The organism is Microlunatus panaciterrae, from assembly GCF_016907535.1.
GTDB classification, from domain to species: domain Bacteria; phylum Actinomycetota; class Actinomycetes; order Propionibacteriales; family Propionibacteriaceae; genus Microlunatus; species Microlunatus panaciterrae.
In genome coordinates, this window is record NZ_JAFBCF010000001.1 from 377,035 (window position 1) to 398,669 (window position 21,635).

Here is a 21,635-nt window from a genome sequence, read left to right on the forward strand (position 1 = left end):
GGTCTGCAATCTTGGGTAGCCTAGGTAACGGCAGTCAACCTGCCGAGCATCATCAGCAACCGGAAGAAGGCGACAGTGGCCCCCGCGCCAGACCCAAGCACACCCGAGTCAGCAACTGATTTCGGCGCCAATGACTGGCTCTTGGAAGAGATGTACGAGAAGTACAGCTCCGACCCGAACTCGGTGGATCCCAGCTGGGCGAAGTACTTCTCCAGCCATGGCGCGCCCGATCAGGCACCGGCTGCCAACGGCGCCCGGCCGGCTGTTGACCAGACGGCCCGATCGACGGCGGCAGGTGGAACCGAGCAGCAAGCTCGGCAAGCGCCTGCGCAGCAGACCGCCCCGCCTGCTCCGGCACCCAACCAGGCCGGCCGTAGGCAACAGCAAACCCCCGAGCAGGCACCCTCTCCGGCCAAGGCTCCCACCGGACGCCCGGCCTCCAGAGTCGAGTCCCCCACTGTGGTCAAGGACGCCCAGCCGGCCAAGCCAGGATCGAAGGGTGCAGTGCCCGCCGATCCACCCAACCCGGCGGATCGACCGAAGGTGGACACCACCCAGCCGGCCACGAACGTCCTGCGCGGAGCGCCCGCGCGGACGGCCAAGAACATGGATCTGTCGCTGACAGTGCCGACCGCGACCAGTGTGCGGTCACTGCCGGTCAAGCTGCTGATCGACCAACGCGTGGTGATCAACAACCATCTGCGTCGGGCCCGCGGCGGGAAGGTCTCCTACACCCACATCCTCGGCTATGCGATGGTCAAGGCGCTGCAGTCGGTGCCGGCGATGAACAACGGCTACGAGGTGATCGACGGCAAGCCGAACATGGTCATCCCAGCGCACGTGAACCTGGGTCTGGCCATCGACCTCCCGAAGGATGACGGCACCCGGCAGCTGCTGGTGCCCAGCATCAAGAAGTGCGAGTCATTGAACTTCGCCCAGTTCTGGGCCGCCTACGAGGAGGTCGTCAAGAAGGCCCGCGCCGGAAAGCTGACTCTCGAGGACTTCGCCGGAACGACGATCACGCTGACCAACCCGGGCACGATCGGCACCAACCACTCGGTGCCCCGACTGATGAACGGGCAGGGCTGCATCATCGGCGTCGGCTCGATGGACTACCCGCCGGAGTTCCAGGGCTCCGATCCGGACCGGCTGAGCGAGATGAGCGTCTCGAAGGTGCTGACGCTGACCTCGACCTACGACCACCGAGTGATTCAGGGTGCCCAGTCCGGCGAGTACCTGGCGCGGCTGCACGCGCTGCTGCTCGGTGAGGACGGGTTCTACGACGACATCTTCGCCGCCCTGCGGATCCCGTACGAGCCGATCCGCTGGGCCCAGGACGTCAGCGCCCTGCACGACGACCAGGTCGGCAAGCAGGCCAGGGTCTTCGAGCTGATCAACGCCTATCGGGTCGGCGGCCACCTGATGGCCGACACCGACCCGCTGGAGTATCGGCAGCGCAGCCACCATGACCTCGATGTCCAGACGCATGGTCTGACCCTGTGGGATCTGGACCGCGAGTTCGCCACCGGCAGTTTCGGCGGCGGCCAGAAGCTGATGAAGCTTCGCCAGATTCTCGGTGTGCTGCGTGACTCGTACTGCCGGACCACCGGCATCGAGTACATGCACATCCAGGAGCCGGCTCAGCGGAAGTGGATCCAGGACCGTGTCGAACGCCCGCACGAGTCGTTGCCTCGTGAGGAGCACCTGCGGATCCTGGACAAGCTCAACGAGGCCGAGATCTTCGAGACGTTCCTGCAGACCAAGTTCGTTGGTCAGAAGCGGTTCAGCCTCGAGGGCGGCGAGTCGGCGATCGTGCTGCTGGACGAGGTCTGCGAGCAGGCGGCCGACGCCGGTCTGCAGGAGGTCTGCATCGGGATGCCGCACCGCGGCCGGCTGAACGTGCTGGCCAACATCGTCGGCAAGTCCTACGGCCAGATCTTCCGCGAGTTCGAGGGCAATATCGACCCCCGGACCGTGCAGGGGTCGGGCGACGTCAAGTACCACCTCGGCAACGAGGGCCAGTTCAAGGCCCTCAGCGGCGCCACCATCAAGACCTCGGTGGCGGCCAACCCGAGCCACCTCGAGGCGGTCAACCCCGTGCTCGAAGGGATCGCCCGGGCCAAGCAGGACATCCTGGACCGGGGCGGCGAGTTCCCGGTGCTTCCGGTGCTGATGCACGGTGACGCCGCCTTCGCCGGCCAGGGTGTGGTCGCCGAGACGTTGAACCTGAGCCAGCTGCGCGGCTACCGGACCGGTGGCACGGTGCACATCATCGTCAACAACCAGGTCGGCTTCACCACGTCGCCGACGGAGTCACGTTCGTCGATGTACTGCACCGACGTGGCGCGGATGATCCAGGCGCCGATCTTCCATGTCAACGGCGACGACCCCGAGGCCTGTATCCGGGTCGCCCGGCTCGCGTTCGCGTTCCGGCAGGAGTTCAACAAGGATGTCGTGATCGACATCGTCTGCTACCGCCGCCGCGGACACAACGAGGGCGACGACCCGAGCTTCACGCAGCCGATGATGTACGACCTGATCGAGAAGAAGCGCAGCACCCGCAAGCTCTACACCGAAGCACTGATCGGCCGCGGCGACATCTCGGTCGAGGACGCCGAGGAGGTGATGGCCAAGTTCCAGCAGCGGCTGGAGGGGGTCTTCCGCGAGGTCCGGGCCGACGACACCCCGGCCGAGGCGGTCGACTACCGCCGGGTCCCCAAGTACCCGAGCAAGGCCGCCGCCGGCCATGGCACCTCGATCACCCCCGAGACGCTGAAGAAGATCGCCGACGCGCACACCAACGTGCCGGAAGGCTTCACAGTCCATCCCAAGGTGATGCCTCAGCTGCAGCGACGCGCCGCAGCGATCACGCAGGGCCCGATCGACTGGGCCACGGCCGAGATCATGGCGTTCGGCTCGCTGTTGATCGAGGGGCGCCCGGTGCGCCTCACCGGGCAGGACAGCCGCCGTGGCACCTTCGTCCAGCGGTTCGCCGCAGTGGTAGATCGCAAGACCGGTGAGTCCTGGGTGCCGCTGAAGCACCTGGACGAGGAGCAGGGCAAGTTCCACATCTTCGACTCGCTGCTCAGCGAGTATGCGGCGATGGGGTTCGAGTACGGCTACTCGGTCGCCCGACCGGAGGCCCTGGTGCTGTGGGAGGCGCAGTTCGGCGACTTCGTCAACGGCGCGCAGATCATCAGCGACGAGTTCATCTCCGCCGGGCAGGCGAAGTGGACGCAGAAGTCGGGGGTCGTCCTGCTGCTGCCGCACGGCTACGAGGGCCAGGGACCTGACCATTCCTCGGCCCGCCCCGAACGCTGGCTCCAGCTGGCGGCGGAGGACGCGATGATCGTGGCTCAGCCGTCGACTCCGGCCAGCCACTTCCACATGCTGCGCACCCAGGCGCTGGGCGAGAAGCACCGGCCGCTGATCGTGCTCACACCGAAGAAGATGCTGCGGATGAAGGCGGCCGTCTCCGACCCGTCGGACTTCACCGACGCGTCCTGGCAGCCGGTTCTCGGCGACGCCACCATCGCCAACCCGGACGCGGTGGAGCAGGTGCTGCTGTGCTCGGGCCGGATCCGCTGGGACCTCTTCGAGCACCGTTCGCGCGCTGGCAAGGATGACTCGGTGGCCATCGTGTCGCTGGAACGGCTCTACCCCGCCCCGGCCAGCGGGATCATCGCCGAGCTCAACAAGTACCCGAACGTACGTGAGGTGCGCTGGGTGCAGGACGAGCCCGAGAACCAGGGCGCCTGGCCGTTCATCGCCCTCAACCTGCCGAAGGCCATGACGGACGTCGACCCGTCGGCGAAGTGGGAGATCGTGCCGATCACCAGGCCCGCCTCCTCCGCACCGTCGGTGGGCTCGGCCAAGGTCCACGAGGCCGAACAGCGGGCACTCCTCGAAGCAGCACTGCGCTGACCGGCCGGCAGCGCTGATGTACTTCACCGATCGTGGCATCGAGGAGCTGGAGTCGCGTCGGGGCGACGACGACGTCAGCCTCGCCTGGCTCGCCGAGCAGCTGCGCACCTTCGTGGATCTCAACCCCGAGTTCGAGACCCCGATCGAGCGGTTCGCCACCTGGCTCGCCCGGCTGGACGACGACGACGACTGATTCCACGCGCTCTGAGCCGGTCGAAGAGCACAACGCGCTTGGAAGTTGAGAAGAGCGCCACGCGCTCTGAGCCTGTCGAAGAGCACCACGCGCTGTGACGAGCGCCCTTCGACAAGCTCAGGGCACGGCGGACAAGCTCAGGGCACGGCTGACAAGCTCAGGGCACGGCCGACAAGCTCAGGGCACGGCCGACAAGCTCAGGGCACGGCCGACAAGCTCAGGGCACGGTCTTCGGTTACGCGCTCTGAGCCTGTCGAAGAGCTCCCTTCGACAGGCTCAGGGCACGGCCGACACGCTCACGGCACGGTGCGACAGGCTCAGGGCCCGATCAGCGCTACGTGGCAGGGTGAGAGGGTTGGGGCATGCGGGCCGTCGTCTTCAGTGCTGTCCATGGGCCCCTCGAGTTGGTGGAGGTGGATGACCCTCAGTGCCCGCCGACCGGAGCGGTGATCCGGGTTCGGGCCACCGGGGTGTGCCGTTCCGACTGGCACGCCTGGCGGGGCCACGACCCGGTGTCGCTGCCGCACACGCCGGGGCACGAGCTGGCCGGAGTGGTCCACCAGGTCGGGCCCGAGGTGCGCCGATGGTCGGTCGGCGACCGGGTCACCGTCCCCTTCGTCTGCGGCTGCGGCTGCTGTGAGTGGTGCCGGAGCGGCGAGAGCCAGGTGTGCCCGCAGCAGACGCAACCCGGCTTCACCCATCCTGGATCGTTCGCAGAGCTTGTGGTGATCCATCACGCCGACCACAACCTGGTCGGTCTCCCGGCCCAGATCGACTTCGTGGCCGCAGCCAGCCTGGGCTGCCGGTTCGCCACCGCGTTCCGCGCGCTGACCGTGCACGGCGAGCTGACGTCCGGCCAGTGGCTCGCGGTGTACGGCTGCGGCGGTGTCGGGTTGTCGGCAGTGATGATCGCCGAGGCCCTCGGAGCGCGGGTGGTGGCTGTCGACGTCGACACACGGGCTCTCGACCGCGCCCGCGAGCTGGGTGCCGACGCCGTGCTCGACGCATCGGCACTGGACGGCCCTGAACAGGTGGCCGAGCGGGTCCGCGACCTCACCTCCGGCGGTGCCCACGTCTCGATGGACGCACTCGGATCGGAGCAGACCGCTGTCGGCTCGGTGCTGTCGCTGCGCCGTCGGGGCCGCCATCTCCAGGTGGGGCTGCTGCTCGGGCAGGGCGCGCGACCGCCACTGCCGATGGACCGGGTAGTGGCCCTCGAACTGTCGGTGCACGGCTCGCACGGGATGGCTGCGCGGGAGTACCCGGCACTGCTGGATCTGATCACCAGCGGCCGGCTGAACCCGAGACGCCTGGTCGGTCGGACGGTCGGGCTGGACCGGGCCGGGGCCGAGCTGGCCGCGTTCGACCAGGGTTCACCCGGCGGTCTCACCGTTGTGGTGATCTAGCGACCGGTCAGGGACGCAGCACGATCTTGCCGAACATGGCGCCGCTGATCATCGCCGCCACACCAGCACCGGCCTCGGTCAACGGGATCGTCCGGTCGATGACCGGTCGCAGACCCGTAGTCACCAGCATCCTGGTCAGCGACACCAGCTCGTCTCGGGTGCCCATGGTGGAGCCGATCACGCGCAGCGGTTTGAAGAAGATCTTGGTCAGCTCGGCCCGGCTCGGGTTGTCACCTGACGTCGTGCCGCTGATCACGAGTGTCCCGCCGGGCCGTAGCGCGTTAACCGAGTGTGACCAGGTCGCCGCCCCGACCGTCTCCATCACGGCGTCCACCCGTTCGGGCAGCCGTTCGCCGGAGCCGAAGGCCGCATGCGCCCCGAGATTCAGGGCCCGCTCCCCCCTCGCCGGGTCGCGTGAGGTGACCCAGACCCGCAGCCCGGCCCGCCGGGCCAGGCAGGTCAGCGCCGTCGAGACCCCGCCACCGGCACCTTGGATCAGCACCGTATCGCCGGGCCGGAGTCCGGACTGGGTGAACAGCATCCGATAGGCCGTCAGCCACGCCGTGGGCAGGCAGGCCGCTTCCTCAAACGTCAGCTCCGGCGGTTTGGGCACCAGGTTGGCGGCGGGCACCCGGACCTGCTCGGCCAGCGTGCCTGGGTAGCGTTCGGACAACAGTGATCGTCCCGGGTCGTAGGTCGAGTCTGCTCCGGTGAAGCCTGGGTCGTTGACCACGGCATGCACGATCACCTCCGCGCCGTCGGCGGTGACCCCGGACGCGTCGCAGCCCAGGACCATCGGCAACCGATCCGCGGGCAGCCCGACCCCGCGCAGCGACCACACATCATGCTGGTTCAGCGCCGCCGCCCTGACCTGGACCGTGACCCAGCCAGGTGGTGTGTCCGGCTGGCCCACATCGCCGATCTCCAGCGCCGCCAGAGGATCGTCGGCATCGGCGCGGGCAGCATAGGCAGCGAGCATGCGAGTCAATATACTTCCGCGATGAGCTCCCCCCACCCCCCTCGCGACCGACAGCACGCCCCCATCACACACCAGGACCTGCTGGTCGAGGCCTTCGAGAACCAGACCGGCGCACCGCCACTGGGCATCTGGGCAGCGCCGGGCCGGGTCAACCTGATCGGCGAGCACACCGACTACAACGACGGTTTCGTGATGCCCTTCGCCCTGGCCCAGCAGGTCACCATCGCAGCGGCGCCGCGCAGCGACGAGCTCTGGTCGGTGAGCTCGATCAACACCGGCACGACCGAGACCTTCGGGCCGGCCGACCTGCAGCCGGGGATGGATGGCTGGCAGGCCTACGTGGCGGGCGTCGTATGGGCCCTGCGCGAGAGCGGGCATCAGGTGGCGGGGGCCGATCTCGTCCTCAACTCCGATGTGCCGATCGGTGCTGGATTGTCCTCCTCCGCGGCGCTGGAGTGTGCCACCCTGACGACGTTGGTCGAGCTCAACAGCATCGAGCTGGCGCTGCTCGACCGGGCCAAGCTCGCCCGGCGATGCGAGAACGAGTTCGTCGGTGCCCCCACCGGACTGATGGACCAGGCCGCCTCGACCCTCTGCACCGCTGATCATGCGCTGTTCTTCGACTGCCGTACGTTCGAGACCCGGCAGGTCCCGCTGGCGCTCGGCGACCAGGGCCTTGCACTCCTCGTCCTCGACACCAAGACCCCGCACGCCCTGGTCGACAGCGAGTACGCCACCCGACGCGCCAGCTGTGAGGAGGCCTCGCGCATCCTCGGCGTCAAGGCGCTCCGCGACGTCAGCGATCTGAACGACGCCCTGACGAGGCTGTCCGACCCGGTGATGCAGCGTCGGGTCAGGCACGTGGTGACCGAGAACGCCCGAGTCCTCCAGGCGGTCGAGGTGCTCGAGGCCGGCGACTTCCGCGCTCTCGGACCGCTGCTGGACGCTTCCCATGCCTCGATGCGGGACGACTTCGAGATCACCGTGCCGACAGTGGATCTGGCCGTGGAGGCGGCCCGAGAGGCCGGAGCGATTGGTGCCAGGATGACCGGCGGCGGCTTCGGCGGCTGCATCATCGCGCTGGTGCCGCACGAGGGCGCCGAACGGGTGGCCGCACACATCTACCAGCGGTTCGCCGAGTCCGGGTTCGGCCAGCCGATGCACTTCCTGGCAGCCCCGGCAGCGGGGGCGCGCCGAATCCGTTGAGTCTTTCGACGGATCCGGGCCGGCTTCGCGACAACTGCGTATCAATCCACTTTGCAGCCAGGATATGAGGGTAATCCGGGCCGAAAAGTGCCAGTATTCAGGTGACGGTTGCGCTCTGGCCCCGGAGCTTCGGGCCGCTGAGGAGGAACAGTGAAGGTGCGTGTCAAGGCCGGCCTGGCCCTGGTGTCTGTCTGCGCTCTCGCGCTGAGTGCCTGCGGATCCAACTCCCTCGGTGGCAGCGGCAACTCAGCTGCGCCGTCAACCAAGGTCAGCGTCAATGCCGACCTGGCTGCGAAGCTGCCGGCGAAGATCAAGTCCGCAGGCGAGATCGTGGTCGGCACCGACGCCACCTACGCCCCGAACGAGTTCCTCGACACCGACGGAAAGACGGTCATCGGCATGGATGTCGACCTGTTCGACGCGGTTGCCGCCAAGTTCGGCGTCAAGGTGGAGTGGCAGCCCTCCAAGTTCGACCCCATCATTGTCGGCGTTGAGGGTGGAAAGTTCGACATGGGCGTCTCCTCGTTCACCATCAACGACAAGCGCAAGCAGCAGGTGAACATGGTCAGCTACTTTTCGGCCGGCACCGAATGGGCGACTCAAGCCGGGAATCCCAAGAAGGTCGATCCCAACAACGCCTGTGGACTGAAGGTGGCGGTCCAGAGCAAGACGGTTCAGGAGGAGGAGGACCTTCCGGTCCGACAGGCCAAGTGCGGCAAGAACAAGATCAACATCTTGCCGTTCTCCGGTCAAGACCAAGCCACCTCCGCAGTCGTCAGCGGTCGCGCCGACGCCATGCTGGCTGACTCGCCTGTCGTGTCGTATGCGGTGAAGCAGTCCGGCGGCAAGCTGGAGGCCGTCGGCGAGATCTACGACGCGGCACCGTATGGCTACGTGATCAAGAAGGACCAGACGGAGTTCGCCAACGCCATTGTCGAGGCGCTCAAGGAGCTTGACGCCGAGGGCAGTTACAAAGCTGCCCTGAGCAAGTGGGGCCTCGAGAACGGAGCCATCTCGGACTTCGCCGTCAACCCGTAAGAGGTCGTCGTGACAGAGAAAGTCGAAGCAGAGCAGGCGTTGCAGCAGGAGGAACGTCCGGGCCGCATCGATGCGGTGCCGGTCAGGCACTACGGCCGCTGGCTGGCGGTCGCGGTGATCACCGTCCTGCTGCTGATGCTGCTAAATATGTTGATCTTCAACCCGGTGTTCAACTGGCCCTTCGTTCTCGAGGTGATGAACCAGGCACCGGTCATCGACGGTCTGCTGAAGGGCACCCTGCTGGTGACTCTGCTGACCATGGTGCTGGGTGTGGTCGGCGGGGTCATCCTGGCCGTGATGCGGCTATCAGAGAACCCGGTGCTGCGCTCGGTTTCGTGGGCGTACACCTGGTTCTTCCGATCCGTACCGAGGATCGTGCTGCTCACCATCATGGGCGCCGCCATGGGCCTGATCTTCCCCCAGGGGATCGCGCTCGGGGTGCCGTTCGACTGGAAGCTGATCGACTGGCTCGGCCTTTCCGGCGACTGGCGATTCCTGACCCTGGACGCCAACACCTTGTTCAGTGGCTTCATGGGTGCCGTGCTGGGGCTGGGAGCGTCCGAGGCTGCCTACATGGCGGAGATTGCCCGGGCTGGCATCCTCAGCGTCGACGTGGGCCAGCAGGAGGCCGCCCAGGCGGTGGGGATGAGTCGACGGCAGTCCATGATCCGCATCGTGCTTCCGCAGGCCATGCGGGTGATCGTGCCGCCCACCGGCAACGAGACGATAGCGATGATGAAGGACACCTCGCTGTTGATCGCCCTGCCGCTCACCGCCGAGCTGTTCTACCAGGTGAGTGCGATCGGCAGCCGCACCTACCAGATCGTCCCGTCGTACCTGGCGGCTGTCGTGTACTACCTGGTGATCACCAGCATCCTGATGGTCGGCCAGTCCTACCTGGAAAGACGGTTCGGCCGCGGCTTCGGGACCACCGTCAAGTCGGACAAGGCGAAGGCGGAGATCGGCCTGCAGGCTGGTCTGGCGAAATGAGCGAGCAGAGCACGACCTCCGGGCATCTGGTCCGCGCCGTCAACGTCAGCAAGTCCTTCGGCGAGAACGAGGTGCTGAAGGGTGTCGACATGACCGTCGATCGGCGCGAGGTGGTGTGCCTGCTGGGACCGAGCGGCTCCGGCAAGACCACCTTCCTTCGGCTGATCAACCAGATGGAGACCCTGACCGGTGGGCGGATCTGGGTCGGTGACGAGCTGATCGGCTTCGTCGAGCGCAACGGCCGGCTGCATGTGCGCAAGGACAAGGACATCGCCCGGCAGCGGTCGCGGATCGGCATGGTCTTCCAGCGGTTCAACCTCTTCCCGCACATGACGGCGCTGGAAAACGTGATGGAGGCGCCGGTCCACGTCAAACGGATGCAGCGAGCCAAGGCCCGACAGGAGGCGCTCGAGCTGTTGGAGCAGGTTGGCCTGTCGGATCGGGCTCGCTACTACCCGGCACAGCTCTCCGGCGGACAGCAGCAGCGGGTCGCGATCGCCCGGGCCCTGGCCATGAGGCCCGAGCTGATGCTGTTTGACGAACCCACCTCGGCCTTGGACCCGGAGTTGGTCGGCGAGGTGCTCGGAGTCATGCGGTCCCTGGCCAAAGAGGGCACGACGATGATCGTGGTGACGCACGAGGTGGGGTTCGCCCGCGAGGTGGCGGACCGGGTCGTGTTCATGGACGGCGGCGTGGTCGTCGAGGAGGGCTCGCCGGACGAGGTGCTGCTCCGACCCAGGGAGGCGCGTACCAGGACTTTCCTCAGCCGGGTCAAGCAGGAGGCCGAGCTGGGAGCCCAGCACGACGTCGAGTTGGCCCGAACGCTGGAGGGCCTGGAGCGCTAGTCCTGGTCGCGGCCTGCGCTGGAGTCCATCAGCACCTGGGTCGAGGACGGCAGGATGAGACAGACGAGCGCGGTCAGGGAGACCGACGCCAGCAGCACCGACACCCACCAGGTGCCGCCGCCCAGGAAGTTCCAGGCGAGCGGTAGGTGCAGCAACTGGGTGGCCACGGCGGGTCCGCGACTCCACCTGCGGGCCGATATCACTCCCCGGGCGACCAGCGCGAGGACCGTCCCGTAGCCCACCATCAGCAGTGTCGTTCCCAGACCGACCACGAGCCGCGACGCCCGGATGTGGCTGGCCTCCGCCACGCCGAAAGCGATCGCGGCGACGGCCTCGACGGCCATCAACACCGCGGCCAGCACCAGCGGACGGGTCCGGGATGTGGGGATCTGCGCTCTCACGCCTACACTGTAGGGGTCACGGTTGGCGGGCGAACCGGCACGGTTCGGTACTTTTGGGCCACCCTACGGTGCAGCACGGCCAGAATGTGAGCCATCCAACGCGGATAACTCTTGTATTAGCCGCAAATAATTGAAAGTGTGGGTGCGATCCGAGTGCCTCAAGGTTGAGGGCCTCGTGGTCTTCCCCCGAGATTTTGCGGGCCGCTGTTCGGGCCCGCAAAGAATGATAAGGAGTGTAACGCCATGGATTGGCGCCATGAGGCCGCCTGTCTGGAAGAGGACCCGGAGCTGTTCTTCCCCATTGGGAACACCGGGCCCGCTCTTCTCCAGATCGAAGAGGCTAAGCAGGTCTGCCGGCGATGCGACGTTCGCGACGCGTGCCTGCAGTGGGCGCTGGAGGCAGGACAGGATCATGGTGTGTGGGGGGGCCTGAGCGAGGACGAGCGACGTGCGCTGAAGCGCCGCGCTGCCCGGTCGAGGATCCGCACCGCCTGAGCTGTTCTTTCAGCAGAGGAGAAGCGCCGGGGGTTGCTCCGGCGCTTCTCGTACGTCGGGCCTTCTCTTACAGAGGGGGCCTGCGCGTAGGGCTGGGATCGTCATCGCTCCACGCGCAGGTCGCGGCCCCGGGAGCGTTGCAGCGGGATGTCCAGCACGGCCCTGGTGCCGGGTCCCGCTGGGTTGGGACCCAGCTCGATCGTCCCTTCCAGTTCTGCGACCAGGGTGGACACGATGGAGAGGCCCAGGCTGCGGGTGCTGGGCCAGCTGAAGTCATCCGGCAACCCCTTGCCGTTGTCGACCACCTCCACCCGCAGCCGACCGTCGGCAACGGCGGGAAGCACCCGCAGCTCGCCCGAGGAGTTGGCGAGCCCGTGCTCGACGGCGTTCTGGCACAGCTCGGTGACGATCATCGACAGGCTGGTCGCGAGGTCGGCCGACACCAGACCAAAGCTGCCGACCCGGCAGGCGGACACCGCCCCACTGGCAGCCGACACGTCGCCGACCATCCGCAGCAGCTGGTCGGCCACCCGGTCGAACTCCACCACCTCGTCGAAGGTCTGGGACAGGGTCTCGTGCACGATCGCGATCGAGGCGACCCGGGACATCGCGTCCTGCAGGGCCGTCTTGGCCTCCGGCGACTCGATCCGTCGGGCCTGCATCCGAAGCAGGGCCGCCACCGTCTGCAGGTTGTTCTTGACCCGGTGGTGGATCTCGCGGATGGTGGCGTCCTTGGTCACCAGCTCGCGTTCCCTGTTGCGCAGATCGGTGACGTCACGGCAGAGGACGATGGCGCCGGTGCGCTTGCCCCGCCGGATCAGCGGGACGGTGCGGATCAGCAGGTGCGCGTCGCCGGAGACGGCCTCGGTGCGCCTTGCGGTCCGGCCGGACAGGATGGACTGCAGCGAGTCGTCCACCGGGCCGTCAGGCGCGGGCACCAGCTCGGCAGTGAGCGTAGGCAGATGCTCGCCTTGCAGGTCGGCGGTCAGCCCCAGTCGCCGGTAGGCGCTGAGCGCGTTCGGGCTGGCGTACTCGACGTCGCCGTCGGCATCGATCCGGATGAACCCGTCGCCCACCCGGGGTCCCAGGGTGTAGCGCTCGGCATACTCCCCCGGCAGCGGAAAGGCGCCGGTGGCCACCATCTCGCTAAGCTCCCCGGCGGTCTCCAGGTAGGCCTGCTCCAGTGAGCTCGGCATCCGTACGCCGAGCTGGCTGGTGTGCCGCTCCACCACGGCGATCACCCGGTCCCCGTGCCGTACCGGAATGGCCGAGACGTTGACCGGGATTCCGGCCAGCAGCTTGCCGTCACTGGTCCGGGTGATCTCCCCGCTGACGAACGCGCCGGAGACGAGGTGCTCGGGCGAGTAGGCGATCAGGTCCCCGACGACATCGTCGACCAGGGCCGTCGGTCCGGTGGTCGGTCGGATCTGTGCGGCCGCCCAGTACACATTCGGGTCGGTGTCCTGGACCCACAGCACCAGGTCAGAGAAGGACAGGTCCGCCAGCAGCTGCCACTCCGACACCACCAGCTTGAGCCACGACTGCTCCTCCTCCGACAGCATGCAGTGCTCGGCGACGATCTCGGACATGGTGGGCATGCACCCAGCCTATTTGCCCGGCCCAGCGGGACCCGCCCGGGAGGACGCCGCTGGCCTGGGGGTCCGTTTCCCAAGTCGACTTGGGAAACTGTCACGAAGCCAGGGCAATCTCCCCCGCCCAGTGACAGTTTTGTCAGCCATGTGCTGGCTCGGGTACGCACTGCGCGCGGGACACCTGCTGCGGGCACAGCCAGCATCGGGGCAGCGGCGCCGATGGTGCAGTAACGTGCCCTTGATCGGCCACGTCGGCGTGGCCCGAGTGCAAAGGCTGAGTCATGGCTGATGACACGAGGCCGGACACTGATCCGCGCTGGAAACTCACTCCCACCAAGTACGCGGTCGCTGCGATCCTGCTTTTCGCCACCGTGGTTCCGCTGCTCGTCTCCACCTACGACCGGGTGGAGCCGCGCCTGTTCGGGTTCCCCTTCTTCTACTGGTACCAGCTCATCTGGGTCTTCATCGCCGCGCTCTGCTGTGCCGCCGCCTTCTATCTGCTCCAACGGGAGCGCCGAGCCTGGGAGCGAGACCATCCGCGGCCAGGCTCCTCCGACACGTCGACCGGCGAGCGAGGCTCGCGATGAACGGGGTCAACTGGGTGGCGCTGATCGTGCTGATCGTGCTCTTCGCCCTCGTCACCGCGCTCGGCTTCCAGGCCGCGCGCTGGCGTCGGCCGAAGAACCTGGAGTCGCTGCACGAATGGGGTCTGGGGGGCAAGAGCTTCGGCACCATCACCACCTGGTTCCTGCTCGGTGGTGACCTCTACACCGCCTACACGTTCATCGCAGTCCCGGCGGCGATGTGGGCCACCGGCGCGGTGTCGGGGTTCTTCGCCGTGCCCTACACGATCGTGCTCTACCCCATCATCTTCTTCTTCCTGGGCCGGATGTGGTCGGTGGCCCACACCCACGGCTACGTCACCACCGCCGACATCGTCCAGGGCAGGTACGGGACGCGGAGCCTCAGCCTCGCCATCGCCGTCACCGGCATCCTGGCGACCATGCCCTACATCGCGCTGCAGCTGGTCGGCATCCAGGCGGTCCTCGAGGTCGCCGGGGTCGGCGGCAACAGCGCGGTGGCCCGCGACCTGCCACTGCTGATCGCCTTCGCCGTACTGGCCGCCTACACCTACTCCTCCGGACTCCGGGCACCGGCGATGATCGCCTTCGTCAAGGACACCTTGATCTACATCGTGATCGCCGTCGCGGTGATCTACCTGCCGATCAAGCTGGGCGGCTGGCTCGGCATCTTCGATGCGGCTCAGGCGAAGATGAACACGCCCAAGCCGACGCCGACCAACCCCGACGCCCTGACCGGCGCCTTCATCGCCGGCCCCGGCCTGCACTGGGCCTATGCCTCGCTGGCACTCGGCTCGGCGCTGGCGCTGTTCATGTACCCGCACTGCGTCACCGCCACCCTGAGCTCGAAGGACCGGACCACCGGTCGTCGCAATGCGATGATCCTGCCCGCCTACTCGTTGCTGCTGGGTCTGCTGGCACTTCTCGGCTTTGTCGCCATCAAGGCGAAGACGGTGCCGATGGGCCTGGACGGCAAGCTGAACCCGCAGCTGGTCATCCCGCAACTCTTCGAAGATCATTTCCCGAGCTGGTTCACCGGGGTGGCCTTCGGGGCTATCGCGATCGGGGCCCTGGTGCCCGCAGCAATCATGTCCATCGCCGCGGCCAACCTGTTCACCCGCAACATCTACAAGGCCTACCTCAAGCCGGACGCCACCGACGCGCAGGAGGCCAAGATGTCCAAGATCGTCTCGCTGATCACCAAGGTCGGCGCGCTGCTCTTCGTGCTCACCCTGGACAAGCAGAACGCGCTCAACTTCCAGCTGCTCGGCGGCCTGTGGATCCTGCAGACCCTGCCGTCGATCGTGTTCGGCTTGTTCACCCGCTGGTTCCACCGGTGGGCCCTGCTCGCCGGCTGGGCCGTCGGGATGGTCTACGGCACCGTTGAGGCGTACGGCTTCTGCACCGCCTGCTCCACCAAACCCTTCGGCAACTCGCTGGCGAAGGTGCCGTTGCTGGGTGACGCCGGCTACATCGGCCTCACCGCGCTGGTGATCAACATCGCTGTACTGGTGATCGGCACCCTGATCCTGCGCCAGTTCAAGGTTTCCAACGGCACCGACCTGACCAGGCAGTCGGACTACTTCGCCGATGTCGGTGACCCCGGCGTCGTGCCGGTGCTGGACACCGACACGCCACTGCACTGACGGTCGGTTGAGCGGGCCGCCACCGGCCGGCGATCGTCCTCGCGACGTCGTCGGGCGGTGGCGGGCCCGTCAGCTTTCGGTGCCGGTCAGCCTTGCGTGTCGGGGACCGCCCGACGACTGGCACGCCGCCGGTAGGCGTCGATCGTCTCGGCCGGAATCGCCTTCGACGGCTGGCTGACGATCTCGTGCACCCGTTCCAGCGGCAGCTTCGACGTCCGGTCGGCGTACAGCAGACCGTTCGCCTCCTGCAGCGTGTCGGTGAGCTGGGTGTAGCAGAAGCCGGCGATATCGGCCAACTCCGCGATCGCCCCGAACAGCTCCTCCAGCCGCTGCAGGAACTCGTCTTCAGACTCGATCGTCGAGTAGCCGAACCAGTTCTCGCCACGGGACGGAGCATAGGACAGGCCGCCGAACTCCGTGATCATGATCGGCTGGCCTCGATGGTCCTGCTCGTCCAGCAGCACCCGCCGCCGGCCGGGGTTACGGTCGGTGAGGGTCCGCTCCAGCTCCTCGGTCGATCCATACCGCTCGCGGATGCTCTCGGCGTCGGGGGTGTAGTCGTGGATGCCCCAGATGTCGGACTGGGTGTGCTCCCAGCCCTCGTTGGACATGGTGGGCCTGGTCGGGTCGAGGGCCTTGGTCAGGTGGTACATGGCACTGGCGAAGTGCTGCTGCGGGACCTGCTCGGCGATCTCGGAAACCCCCCAGCTCTCGTTGATCGGCACCCAGGCGACGATGCTGGGATGTGACCGGTCCCGGCGCACCACCTCGGGCCACTCGGCGACCAGCCGGCGGAGCGACCGCTCGGAGTAGACGAACGCGTTGGCCATCTCGCCCCAGACCAGCAGACCGAGCCGGTCACACCAGTAGAGGAAGCGCGGGTCCTCGACCTTCTGGTGGATCCTGGCGCCGTTGAACCCGAGAGCCTTGATCGCCTCCACCTCGGCCCTGAAGGCATCCTCGTCGGGAGCCGCAAGATGCGAGTCGGCCCAGTAGCCCTGTTCGAGCACGAGCCGCAGATAGTAGGGCTGGCCGTTGAGGGTGAAGCGGCCGTCGGCGAAGCCGACCGAGCGCACGCCCAGATAGCTCTCTACCCGGTCGCCCTCCGCGCCGTCGACCTCGAGCTGGATCTCGGCGTCGAGCAGCATCGGGTTGTCGGGGCTCCAGACCAGGTCCCTCCGCTGGGCCACCCGCTGATCGAGCTGGATTTGGAGCGTGGTTGTGTCGCTGCCGGCCGGAACCTGGACGCGCTGCAGTGCGAGCTGCTCCCCATCGACGCTCAGCCGGACCACAGCCCAGAGGTCACCTCGAGACGGCCGTGACAGGGTGATCGCGGCAGTCGCGGTCAGCTCGGTCCGATCGGAGGTCCAGCTCACGTCCGTGATGTGGTCGGCCGGCACGATCTCCGACCACACGGGCTGCCAGATCCCGGACGTGCGCTCATAGAAGATCCCCGACGTCTCCGGTCGCCAGTCCTGCTTGCCGCGCGGCTGGGACAGGTCCTGCGGGTCGTCCTCGACCCGGATCGTCACCACCAGGCTCGCTCGACCCTGCAGATATGCCGTGGCATCGACGGTGAACGGGGTCATGCCGCCCTCATGTTCGAGCGCCCGCTCCCCGTTCAGGAACACCGTGGCCCGATAGTCGACAGCACCGAAATGCAGCACCAGCCGGTCGCCCGTCGCCAGCTGGTCCTGGCGGAGCTCCGTGCGGTACCACAGCACCGGATGGAAGCCAGTATCACCGACTCCGGACGCCCTCGACTCGGGCGGGAACGGGACCACGATCCGTCCACCGAGCTCGTGTTCCGGGCGGTGCCAGTTCTCGGCCAGTCCCCGGTCCTCGTCGTCGTAGTCGAACTGCCAGGTGCCGTTCAGGTTCTGCCATCCGGCGCGGGCCAGCTGAGGGGTGGGGTGCAACGGTTGGTGGTCGCTCATCGGGGTCCTTCCCAGGGGTGGTGTGTGGTCTCCAGGCGTACGGTCACCAGACGGCGTGCCGCGGCTGCGAGCGGTCCTCGGTCGCCACCAGGACGTCCAGCAGCAGCTCAGTCATCTGCTGCCGCTCGCCGGCATAGGCCGGGTCGTCCCAGTGGTTGACCAGCTCGTCCGGATCAGCGGCGAGATCGTAGAGCTCACCCTGCCTGGCCCGGCTGCTGCTGGGCGCTCCATGGTGCACGACGATCTTGCTCGCCCCCCGGCGCAGCATGGTCGTGTGCACCGGCGGATCGTAGGGATGGCCCGAGTTCCGATACTCGCACAGGGCCCAGTCCCGCACGGCCGGGCCGCTGCCGGTCGCCAGCGGCAGCAGACTCTGGCCCTGAGCCCCGGGCAGGTCGGCGCCGGCCAGGTCGAGGAAGGTGGAGGTCAGGTCGATCCACTGCACCAGGTCGTCGACTCGGCGGCCGGCCTGGATCCGGCCCGGCCAGCGCAGGATCAACGGCACCCGGACGGCGCAGTCGTACATCATCGGGCCCTTCAGCATCAGCTGATGGTCGCCGAGCATCTCCCCGTGATCGGAGGTGAAGATCACCAGGGTGTCATCAGCGAGACCCTCAGCCTCGAGGGTGGCGAGAATGCCGCCCACCTCGTCATCCACCAGCGACACCATCGCGTAGTACGCCGCCTTCACTTGCTGCAGCTCGGCCGCGGTGTAGTCGGTGAACCCGCGGGCATGACCCGCATAGGACTCCTTGGACGCCTCCGTGTAGATGTCGGGTTTGGTCTCCAACTCGGCCGCGGACCCGATCGGGACGCTGAGGGAGTCCGGATGGTATCGAGCCAGGTATTCGGCCGGCGCGCCGAACCCGTGATGGGGGTCGAAGAAGTTGGCGATGAAGAAGAAGGGCTGGTTGTCGGCCCGCCCGCTAGTGAGGTAGCGACGGGTCTCGTCGCCGATCCACCGGCTGTAATGCGCCTGAGTCGGGACCGAATCCCAGTCGAAGTCGGCGGTGCCATTGCTCAACTGCCCGTAGATCTCCGGATGCGCCACCTGCAGGTAGCGGTGGTAGGCGTTCTCGGAAGACCTCGGATAGGGGTCGTGGGCCCAGCGGAAGACGCGCATCCCTGGCGGCGGCTGTTCGGTGCGCCCGTCGGCGCAGGCAGCCAGGTGGTATTTGCCGACCAGTCCGCAGTCATATCCGGCCGCGGTCAGCGGCTCGGCGACGACCTGCTCAGTTTCCCGCAACGCGACGCCGTTGGCCCACAGGCCGTGGTTGTGCAGGTAGCGCCCCGTCATCAGCGACGCGCGCGACGGCGCACAGACAGGACTTTGCACGTAGCAGTTCTCGAACAGGGCACCCTGGGCCGCCAACCGGTCGAGGTTGGGTGTCTGGATCTCGGGGTTGCCAGCCGCCCCCAGCGCGGAGAACCGCTGCTGGTCGGTGCAGAGCAACAGGATGTTGGTCGGCTGTGGCACGTCCCGCAGTCTAGGGGCACATTTACTACCGTTGTAAGAATGGCGGCTGCACGTCTGGAGATCGGGACCGGCTCGACCGGATTCTGAGACCCTGGGCGTTCGTGGCACAATGAGTGGCCGCGCTCGGTTTCCCGGGCCGATCGACACAAGACCTGAGGAGGCTCAGATGGGCAAGACTGGCCGCAAGCGCCGCGCCCGCAGGAAGAAGGGCGCTAACCACGGCAAGCGCCCCAACGCCTGAGGGTCGGACCACGACACACAGCAGCCCCCACTCGCCTCTTCGGCGGGTGGGGGCTGTCTGCGGTGTGGCTGGGCGCTGTCGCGCGCGATGGTGCCGTCAGGCCTGTTCGAAGGCCCGCCGCTGGGCCGCGGCCAGCTGCCCGAGAACCTTGTCCCGCAGATGGGATGGGGCCTGGTCATTGCCGCAGTGTCGGTGCACCAGCGACTTCACGGCCTGCTCGACGTCGAACCGCTCCAGGCACGGCTCGCAAGCGGCCAGGTGTTGTCGGATCTCGGCGCCGTCGGCGTTGTCGAGCTCGTTGTCGAGGAACTCGTAGACCCGCTTCAGGACCCTCGCACAGTCGTCGGCATCATGGCTGCTCGCTGCCGGCACGTCGTTCATGCCCGGCTCTCCTCCCGTCGGAGCAGACCGCGTTCGCGTGCGTAGTCTGCTAGATGTGACCGCAACTGGGTGCGGCCACGGTTCAGTCTGGACATCACGGTGCCTATCGGCGTCTCCATGATCTCGGCAATCTCCTTATAGGAGAAGCCCTCGACGTCAGCCAGGAAGACGGCCATCCGGAAGTCCGGGGCCAGCTCCTGCAACGCCTCTTTCACGTCGGAGTCCGGCAGGTTCTCCAGCGCCACCATCTCGGCGGACTTGAGTCCCGACGAGGTGTGTGACTCGGCTCGGGCGATCTGCCAGTCCTCGATGTTCTCGCCATCGGAGATCTGCGGCTGCCGCTGCTTCTTGCGGTACGAGTTGATGTAGGTGTTGGTGAGGATCCGGTAGAGCCAGGCCTTCAGGTTGGTACCTGGGGTGAACTGGTGGAACGACGAGTAGGCCTTGGCAAAGGTCTCCTGCACCACGTCTTCGGCGTCGGCCGGGTTGCGGGTCATCCGCAGGGCCGCGGCGTACAGCTGGTCGAGGTAGCCGAGCGCGTCCGATTCGAACCGCGCGTGTCGCTGCTCGGGGGTTTCCTCCGCGGTGTCCACCTCGCTGAGGATCGTCTCGCCCGGGATCGTCTCGCCGGACACCTCGGGGTCCGCTGGCTGCGGAACTGGGGAACTGCTGGGAATGGTCATCACATACGAGAGTACCGGCGAGTACGGGCCCGACGCGCCCGCCGTCGCCGCTGGGTTTCTGGCCATCACGATCACGGTGATTACAACCGTGGGTGGCGGGGGTTATTCCCACCGGCGGCTCACTGCCCCATCTGTGGTCGGCCTGTCAGGGTGCCGGCGCGAGACAGAAGTCGGCGACGGCGTCGACGATCAGCTGCTTGACCTGCGACGCGGAGAAGGGCGCGCTCTTGGCGACTCCCAGGCCATGGCCGGCTCCAGGCACCGCAATGATGCGGATGTTCTCGCCCTGGGCGGCCAGCCGCACCTCGTCCGGGCCGCCGAAGGTGTCCCGCTCCCCCTGGATGACCAGTCGCGGCACGCCGGCACCGAGCAGCTCCGGGGCCCGCGAGCGCTCCGGCCGGCCCGGTGGATGCAGCGGGAAGGACAGGCAGACGACGCCGGTGACATCGAACTGGGGCGCGGTCCGGCAGGCCACCCGAGCTCCAGCGCTGCGGCCCCCGAAGAAGAGTCGACTGACGGGACCCAGCCGGTCCAGCAGCTGGCGGGCCGCAGCAGTCCAGGCCTGGTCGAGCCGGGGCGGTGGCACAGCCACCTTCCTGCCGGCGGTCCGCCACGGTTGCTCGAACCGGACAACGGTGACGCCGCGCTCCGGCAGCCGGGCGGCCAGCTCCGCCAGGTCGAAGGCCCCGACACCCCCGCCGGCTCCGTGACCGAGCATCAGCACCGGTCCGCTGTCGGCCGCCTCGTCGAGGAAGAGCCTCCCATCGCCGACCGGTGTCGGGACCCGCTCGACCGTGCTGCGGGCGGCCATCAGAACAGCGTCTCCGCCGACTGTTCCCCTGAGTCCTGGTCGGTGGCCAACGGCTCGACCAGCTGCGGCCCGTCGTTGCGGACACTGTTGACCTCGGTCGAGACGGCGTAGGCCTCCAGGGACTCGGCCTCGGTGACCGCCAGCAGCTCCAGAGCCGCATCCGGATCTGTCAGGTTCGGGTCGAGCCAGCGGTTGTAGGCCTCGGGGGCGACGACCATCGGCATCCGGTCGTGGATGTGACCCACAGCGTCGGTGGCCGTCGTGGTGATCACTGTGCAGGTGCGCAGCCAGGCACTGTCGTCGTCGCGGTCCTTGCTGGGATCCCGCCAGATCTCGTACAGGCCGGCCATCGCCAGCAGGCCGCCGTCCGAGCGGTGGACGAAGAAAGGCTGCTTCCTCGGCTTGCCCTTCGGGCCGTCGGCAGGACTCTCGAGGGTGTACCACTCGTAGTAGCCGTCGGCCGGCAGCAGGCAGCGACGGGCCGCGAACGCCTTCCGGAAGGCGGGCTTCTCCGCCACCGACTCGAACCGGGCGTTGATCATCTTCGACCCGATCGAGCGGTCCTTGGCCCACGAGGGCACCAGCCCCCAGGTCAGCGGGCTGAGCCGCCTGGTCACCTCACCCGTGTCACTCCTGCGGCGCTCGAGCACCGCGGGCACCGAGTCGGTCGGCGCGATGTTGAAGTGGGGGCCGGGGATCTCTCCGGTCACCTCGTCGACGTCGAACTCCTCGACCAGCTTGTCCGGATCCGCTGACGCCGCATACCTGCCGCACATGACGTCAACGGTAGTCGACCCACCACTTCAACC

The 21,635-nt window shown here is 67.4% G+C and carries 20 protein-coding genes; 11 read left to right on the forward strand and 9 right to left on the reverse strand.

The features are described from left to right. The first annotated feature begins 75 nt into the window (after positions 1–75). The 3 genes from JOE57_RS01715 (at position 76) to JOE57_RS01725 (ending at position 5,523) form a co-directional block, all read left to right on the forward strand. Entirely contained in the window at positions 76–3,924 is a 3,849-nt protein-coding gene (locus JOE57_RS01715; protein ID WP_204916108.1) for a multifunctional oxoglutarate decarboxylase/oxoglutarate dehydrogenase thiamine pyrophosphate-binding subunit/dihydrolipoyllysine-residue succinyltransferase subunit, read from the forward strand. 16 nt (positions 3,925–3,940) lie between these two features. Further along, complete coding sequence (locus tag JOE57_RS01720; RefSeq protein WP_204916109.1) at positions 3,941–4,117, forward strand: DUF6104 family protein; 177 nt, start codon at positions 3,941–3,943, stop codon at positions 4,115–4,117. A 362-nt stretch (positions 4,118–4,479) separates the two neighbouring features. Beyond that, the gene (locus tag JOE57_RS01725; RefSeq protein WP_204916110.1) at positions 4,480–5,523 is read left to right on the forward strand and encodes a zinc-dependent alcohol dehydrogenase family protein; all 1,044 of its coding nucleotides are present in this window, start codon (positions 4,480–4,482) and stop codon (positions 5,521–5,523) included. 7 nt (positions 5,524–5,530) lie between these two features. Here the strand turns inward: JOE57_RS01725 and JOE57_RS01730 are convergent, their stop codons facing one another. Next, positions 5,531–6,502 carry a zinc-binding dehydrogenase gene (locus JOE57_RS01730; RefSeq protein ID WP_204916111.1) on the reverse strand — a complete coding sequence of 324 codons (972 nt, stop codon included), beginning with the start codon at positions 6,500–6,502 and terminating at the stop codon, positions 5,531–5,533. Between the two features lie 21 nt (positions 6,503–6,523). On the opposite strand from JOE57_RS01730, the gene galK reads away from it, so the two are divergent. From galK to JOE57_RS01750, 4 genes are all read left to right on the forward strand, one after another. Beyond that, the gene (galK, locus tag JOE57_RS01735; protein ID WP_204916112.1) at positions 6,524–7,708 is read left to right on the forward strand and encodes a galactokinase; all 1,185 of its coding nucleotides are present in this window, start codon (positions 6,524–6,526) and stop codon (positions 7,706–7,708) included. 150 nt (positions 7,709–7,858) lie between these two features. After that, complete coding sequence (locus tag JOE57_RS01740; protein WP_204916113.1) at positions 7,859–8,746, forward strand: ABC transporter substrate-binding protein; 888 nt, start codon at positions 7,859–7,861, stop codon at positions 8,744–8,746. Between the two features lie 9 nt (positions 8,747–8,755). Then, positions 8,756–9,736, forward strand: coding sequence for an ABC transporter permease subunit (locus JOE57_RS01745; protein WP_204916114.1), 981 nt, complete (start codon positions 8,756–8,758; stop codon positions 9,734–9,736). Beyond that, positions 9,733–10,581 (forward strand): amino acid ABC transporter ATP-binding protein, encoded by an 849-nt coding sequence (locus JOE57_RS01750; protein ID WP_204916115.1) that lies wholly within the window; start codon positions 9,733–9,735, stop codon positions 10,579–10,581. The genes JOE57_RS01745 and JOE57_RS01750 overlap by 4 nt, the downstream gene beginning before the upstream one ends. Here JOE57_RS01750 and JOE57_RS01755 read toward each other — a convergent pair. Beyond that, entirely contained in the window at positions 10,578–10,982 is a 405-nt protein-coding gene (locus tag JOE57_RS01755; protein ID WP_204916116.1) for a hypothetical protein, read from the reverse strand. The two genes, JOE57_RS01750 and JOE57_RS01755, sit on opposite strands and share 4 nt — an antisense overlap. A gap of 243 nt (positions 10,983–11,225) precedes the next feature. Between JOE57_RS01755 and JOE57_RS01760 the strand changes: the two genes are divergently transcribed. Continuing rightward, a complete protein-coding gene (locus JOE57_RS01760) occupies positions 11,226–11,477 on the forward strand; it encodes a WhiB family transcriptional regulator (RefSeq protein WP_204916117.1) in 252 nt (83 codons plus the stop codon). 101 nt (positions 11,478–11,578) lie between these two features. Here JOE57_RS01760 and JOE57_RS01765 read toward each other — a convergent pair whose 3' ends face one another. Further along, positions 11,579–13,075, reverse strand: a complete 1,497-nt coding sequence (locus JOE57_RS01765) for a sensor histidine kinase (protein ID WP_204916118.1) — start codon at positions 13,073–13,075, stop codon at positions 11,579–11,581. A 275-nt stretch (positions 13,076–13,350) separates the two neighbouring features. On the opposite strand from JOE57_RS01765, the gene JOE57_RS01770 reads away from it, so the two are divergent. Next, positions 13,351–13,656 (forward strand): DUF3311 domain-containing protein, encoded by a 306-nt coding sequence (locus tag JOE57_RS01770; protein ID WP_204916119.1) that lies wholly within the window; start codon positions 13,351–13,353, stop codon positions 13,654–13,656. Beyond that, on the forward strand, positions 13,653–15,296 hold the full coding sequence (gene mctP / locus JOE57_RS01775) for a monocarboxylate uptake permease MctP (RefSeq protein ID WP_204916120.1): 1,644 nt from the start codon (positions 13,653–13,655) through the stop codon (positions 15,294–15,296). Before JOE57_RS01770 ends, mctP begins: the two co-directional genes overlap by 4 nt. Before the next feature lie 86 nt (positions 15,297–15,382). On the opposite strand, the gene JOE57_RS01780 is transcribed toward mctP, so the two are convergent. Both JOE57_RS01780 and JOE57_RS01785 read right to left on the reverse strand, forming a co-directional pair. Further along, a complete protein-coding gene (locus JOE57_RS01780) occupies positions 15,383–17,233 on the reverse strand; it encodes a glycoside hydrolase family 2 protein (RefSeq protein WP_204916121.1) in 1,851 nt (616 codons plus the stop codon). Positions 17,234–17,276: 43 nt separating this feature from the next. Continuing rightward, positions 17,277–18,710: a sulfatase-like hydrolase/transferase gene (locus JOE57_RS01785; RefSeq protein ID WP_338041101.1), complete on the reverse strand. Its 1,434-nt coding sequence runs from the start codon at positions 18,708–18,710 to the stop codon at positions 17,277–17,279. A gap of 166 nt (positions 18,711–18,876) precedes the next feature. Between JOE57_RS01785 and JOE57_RS19270 the strand changes: the two genes are divergently transcribed. Next, on the forward strand, positions 18,877–18,951 hold the full coding sequence (locus JOE57_RS19270; RefSeq protein ID WP_369797015.1) for a 50S ribosomal protein bL37: 75 nt from the start codon (positions 18,877–18,879) through the stop codon (positions 18,949–18,951). Between the two features lie 96 nt (positions 18,952–19,047). On the opposite strand, the gene rsrA is transcribed toward JOE57_RS19270, so the two are convergent. From rsrA to JOE57_RS01805, 4 genes are all read right to left on the reverse strand, one after another. After that, positions 19,048–19,332 (reverse strand): mycothiol system anti-sigma-R factor, encoded by a 285-nt coding sequence (rsrA, locus tag JOE57_RS01790; protein ID WP_204916122.1) that lies wholly within the window; start codon positions 19,330–19,332, stop codon positions 19,048–19,050. Then, on the reverse strand, positions 19,329–20,015 hold the full coding sequence (locus tag JOE57_RS01795) for a sigma-70 family RNA polymerase sigma factor (protein WP_204916123.1): 687 nt from the start codon (positions 20,013–20,015) through the stop codon (positions 19,329–19,331). Before JOE57_RS01795 ends, rsrA begins: the two co-directional genes overlap by 4 nt. Positions 20,016–20,160: 145 nt before the next feature. After that, positions 20,161–20,826 (reverse strand): alpha/beta hydrolase family protein, encoded by a 666-nt coding sequence (locus JOE57_RS01800; RefSeq protein ID WP_204916124.1) that lies wholly within the window; start codon positions 20,824–20,826, stop codon positions 20,161–20,163. Then, complete coding sequence (locus JOE57_RS01805; RefSeq protein WP_204916125.1) at positions 20,826–21,602, reverse strand: SOS response-associated peptidase; 777 nt, start codon at positions 21,600–21,602, stop codon at positions 20,826–20,828. Before JOE57_RS01805 ends, JOE57_RS01800 begins: the two co-directional genes overlap by 1 nt. Between the last annotated feature and the right edge of the window lie 33 nt (positions 21,603–21,635).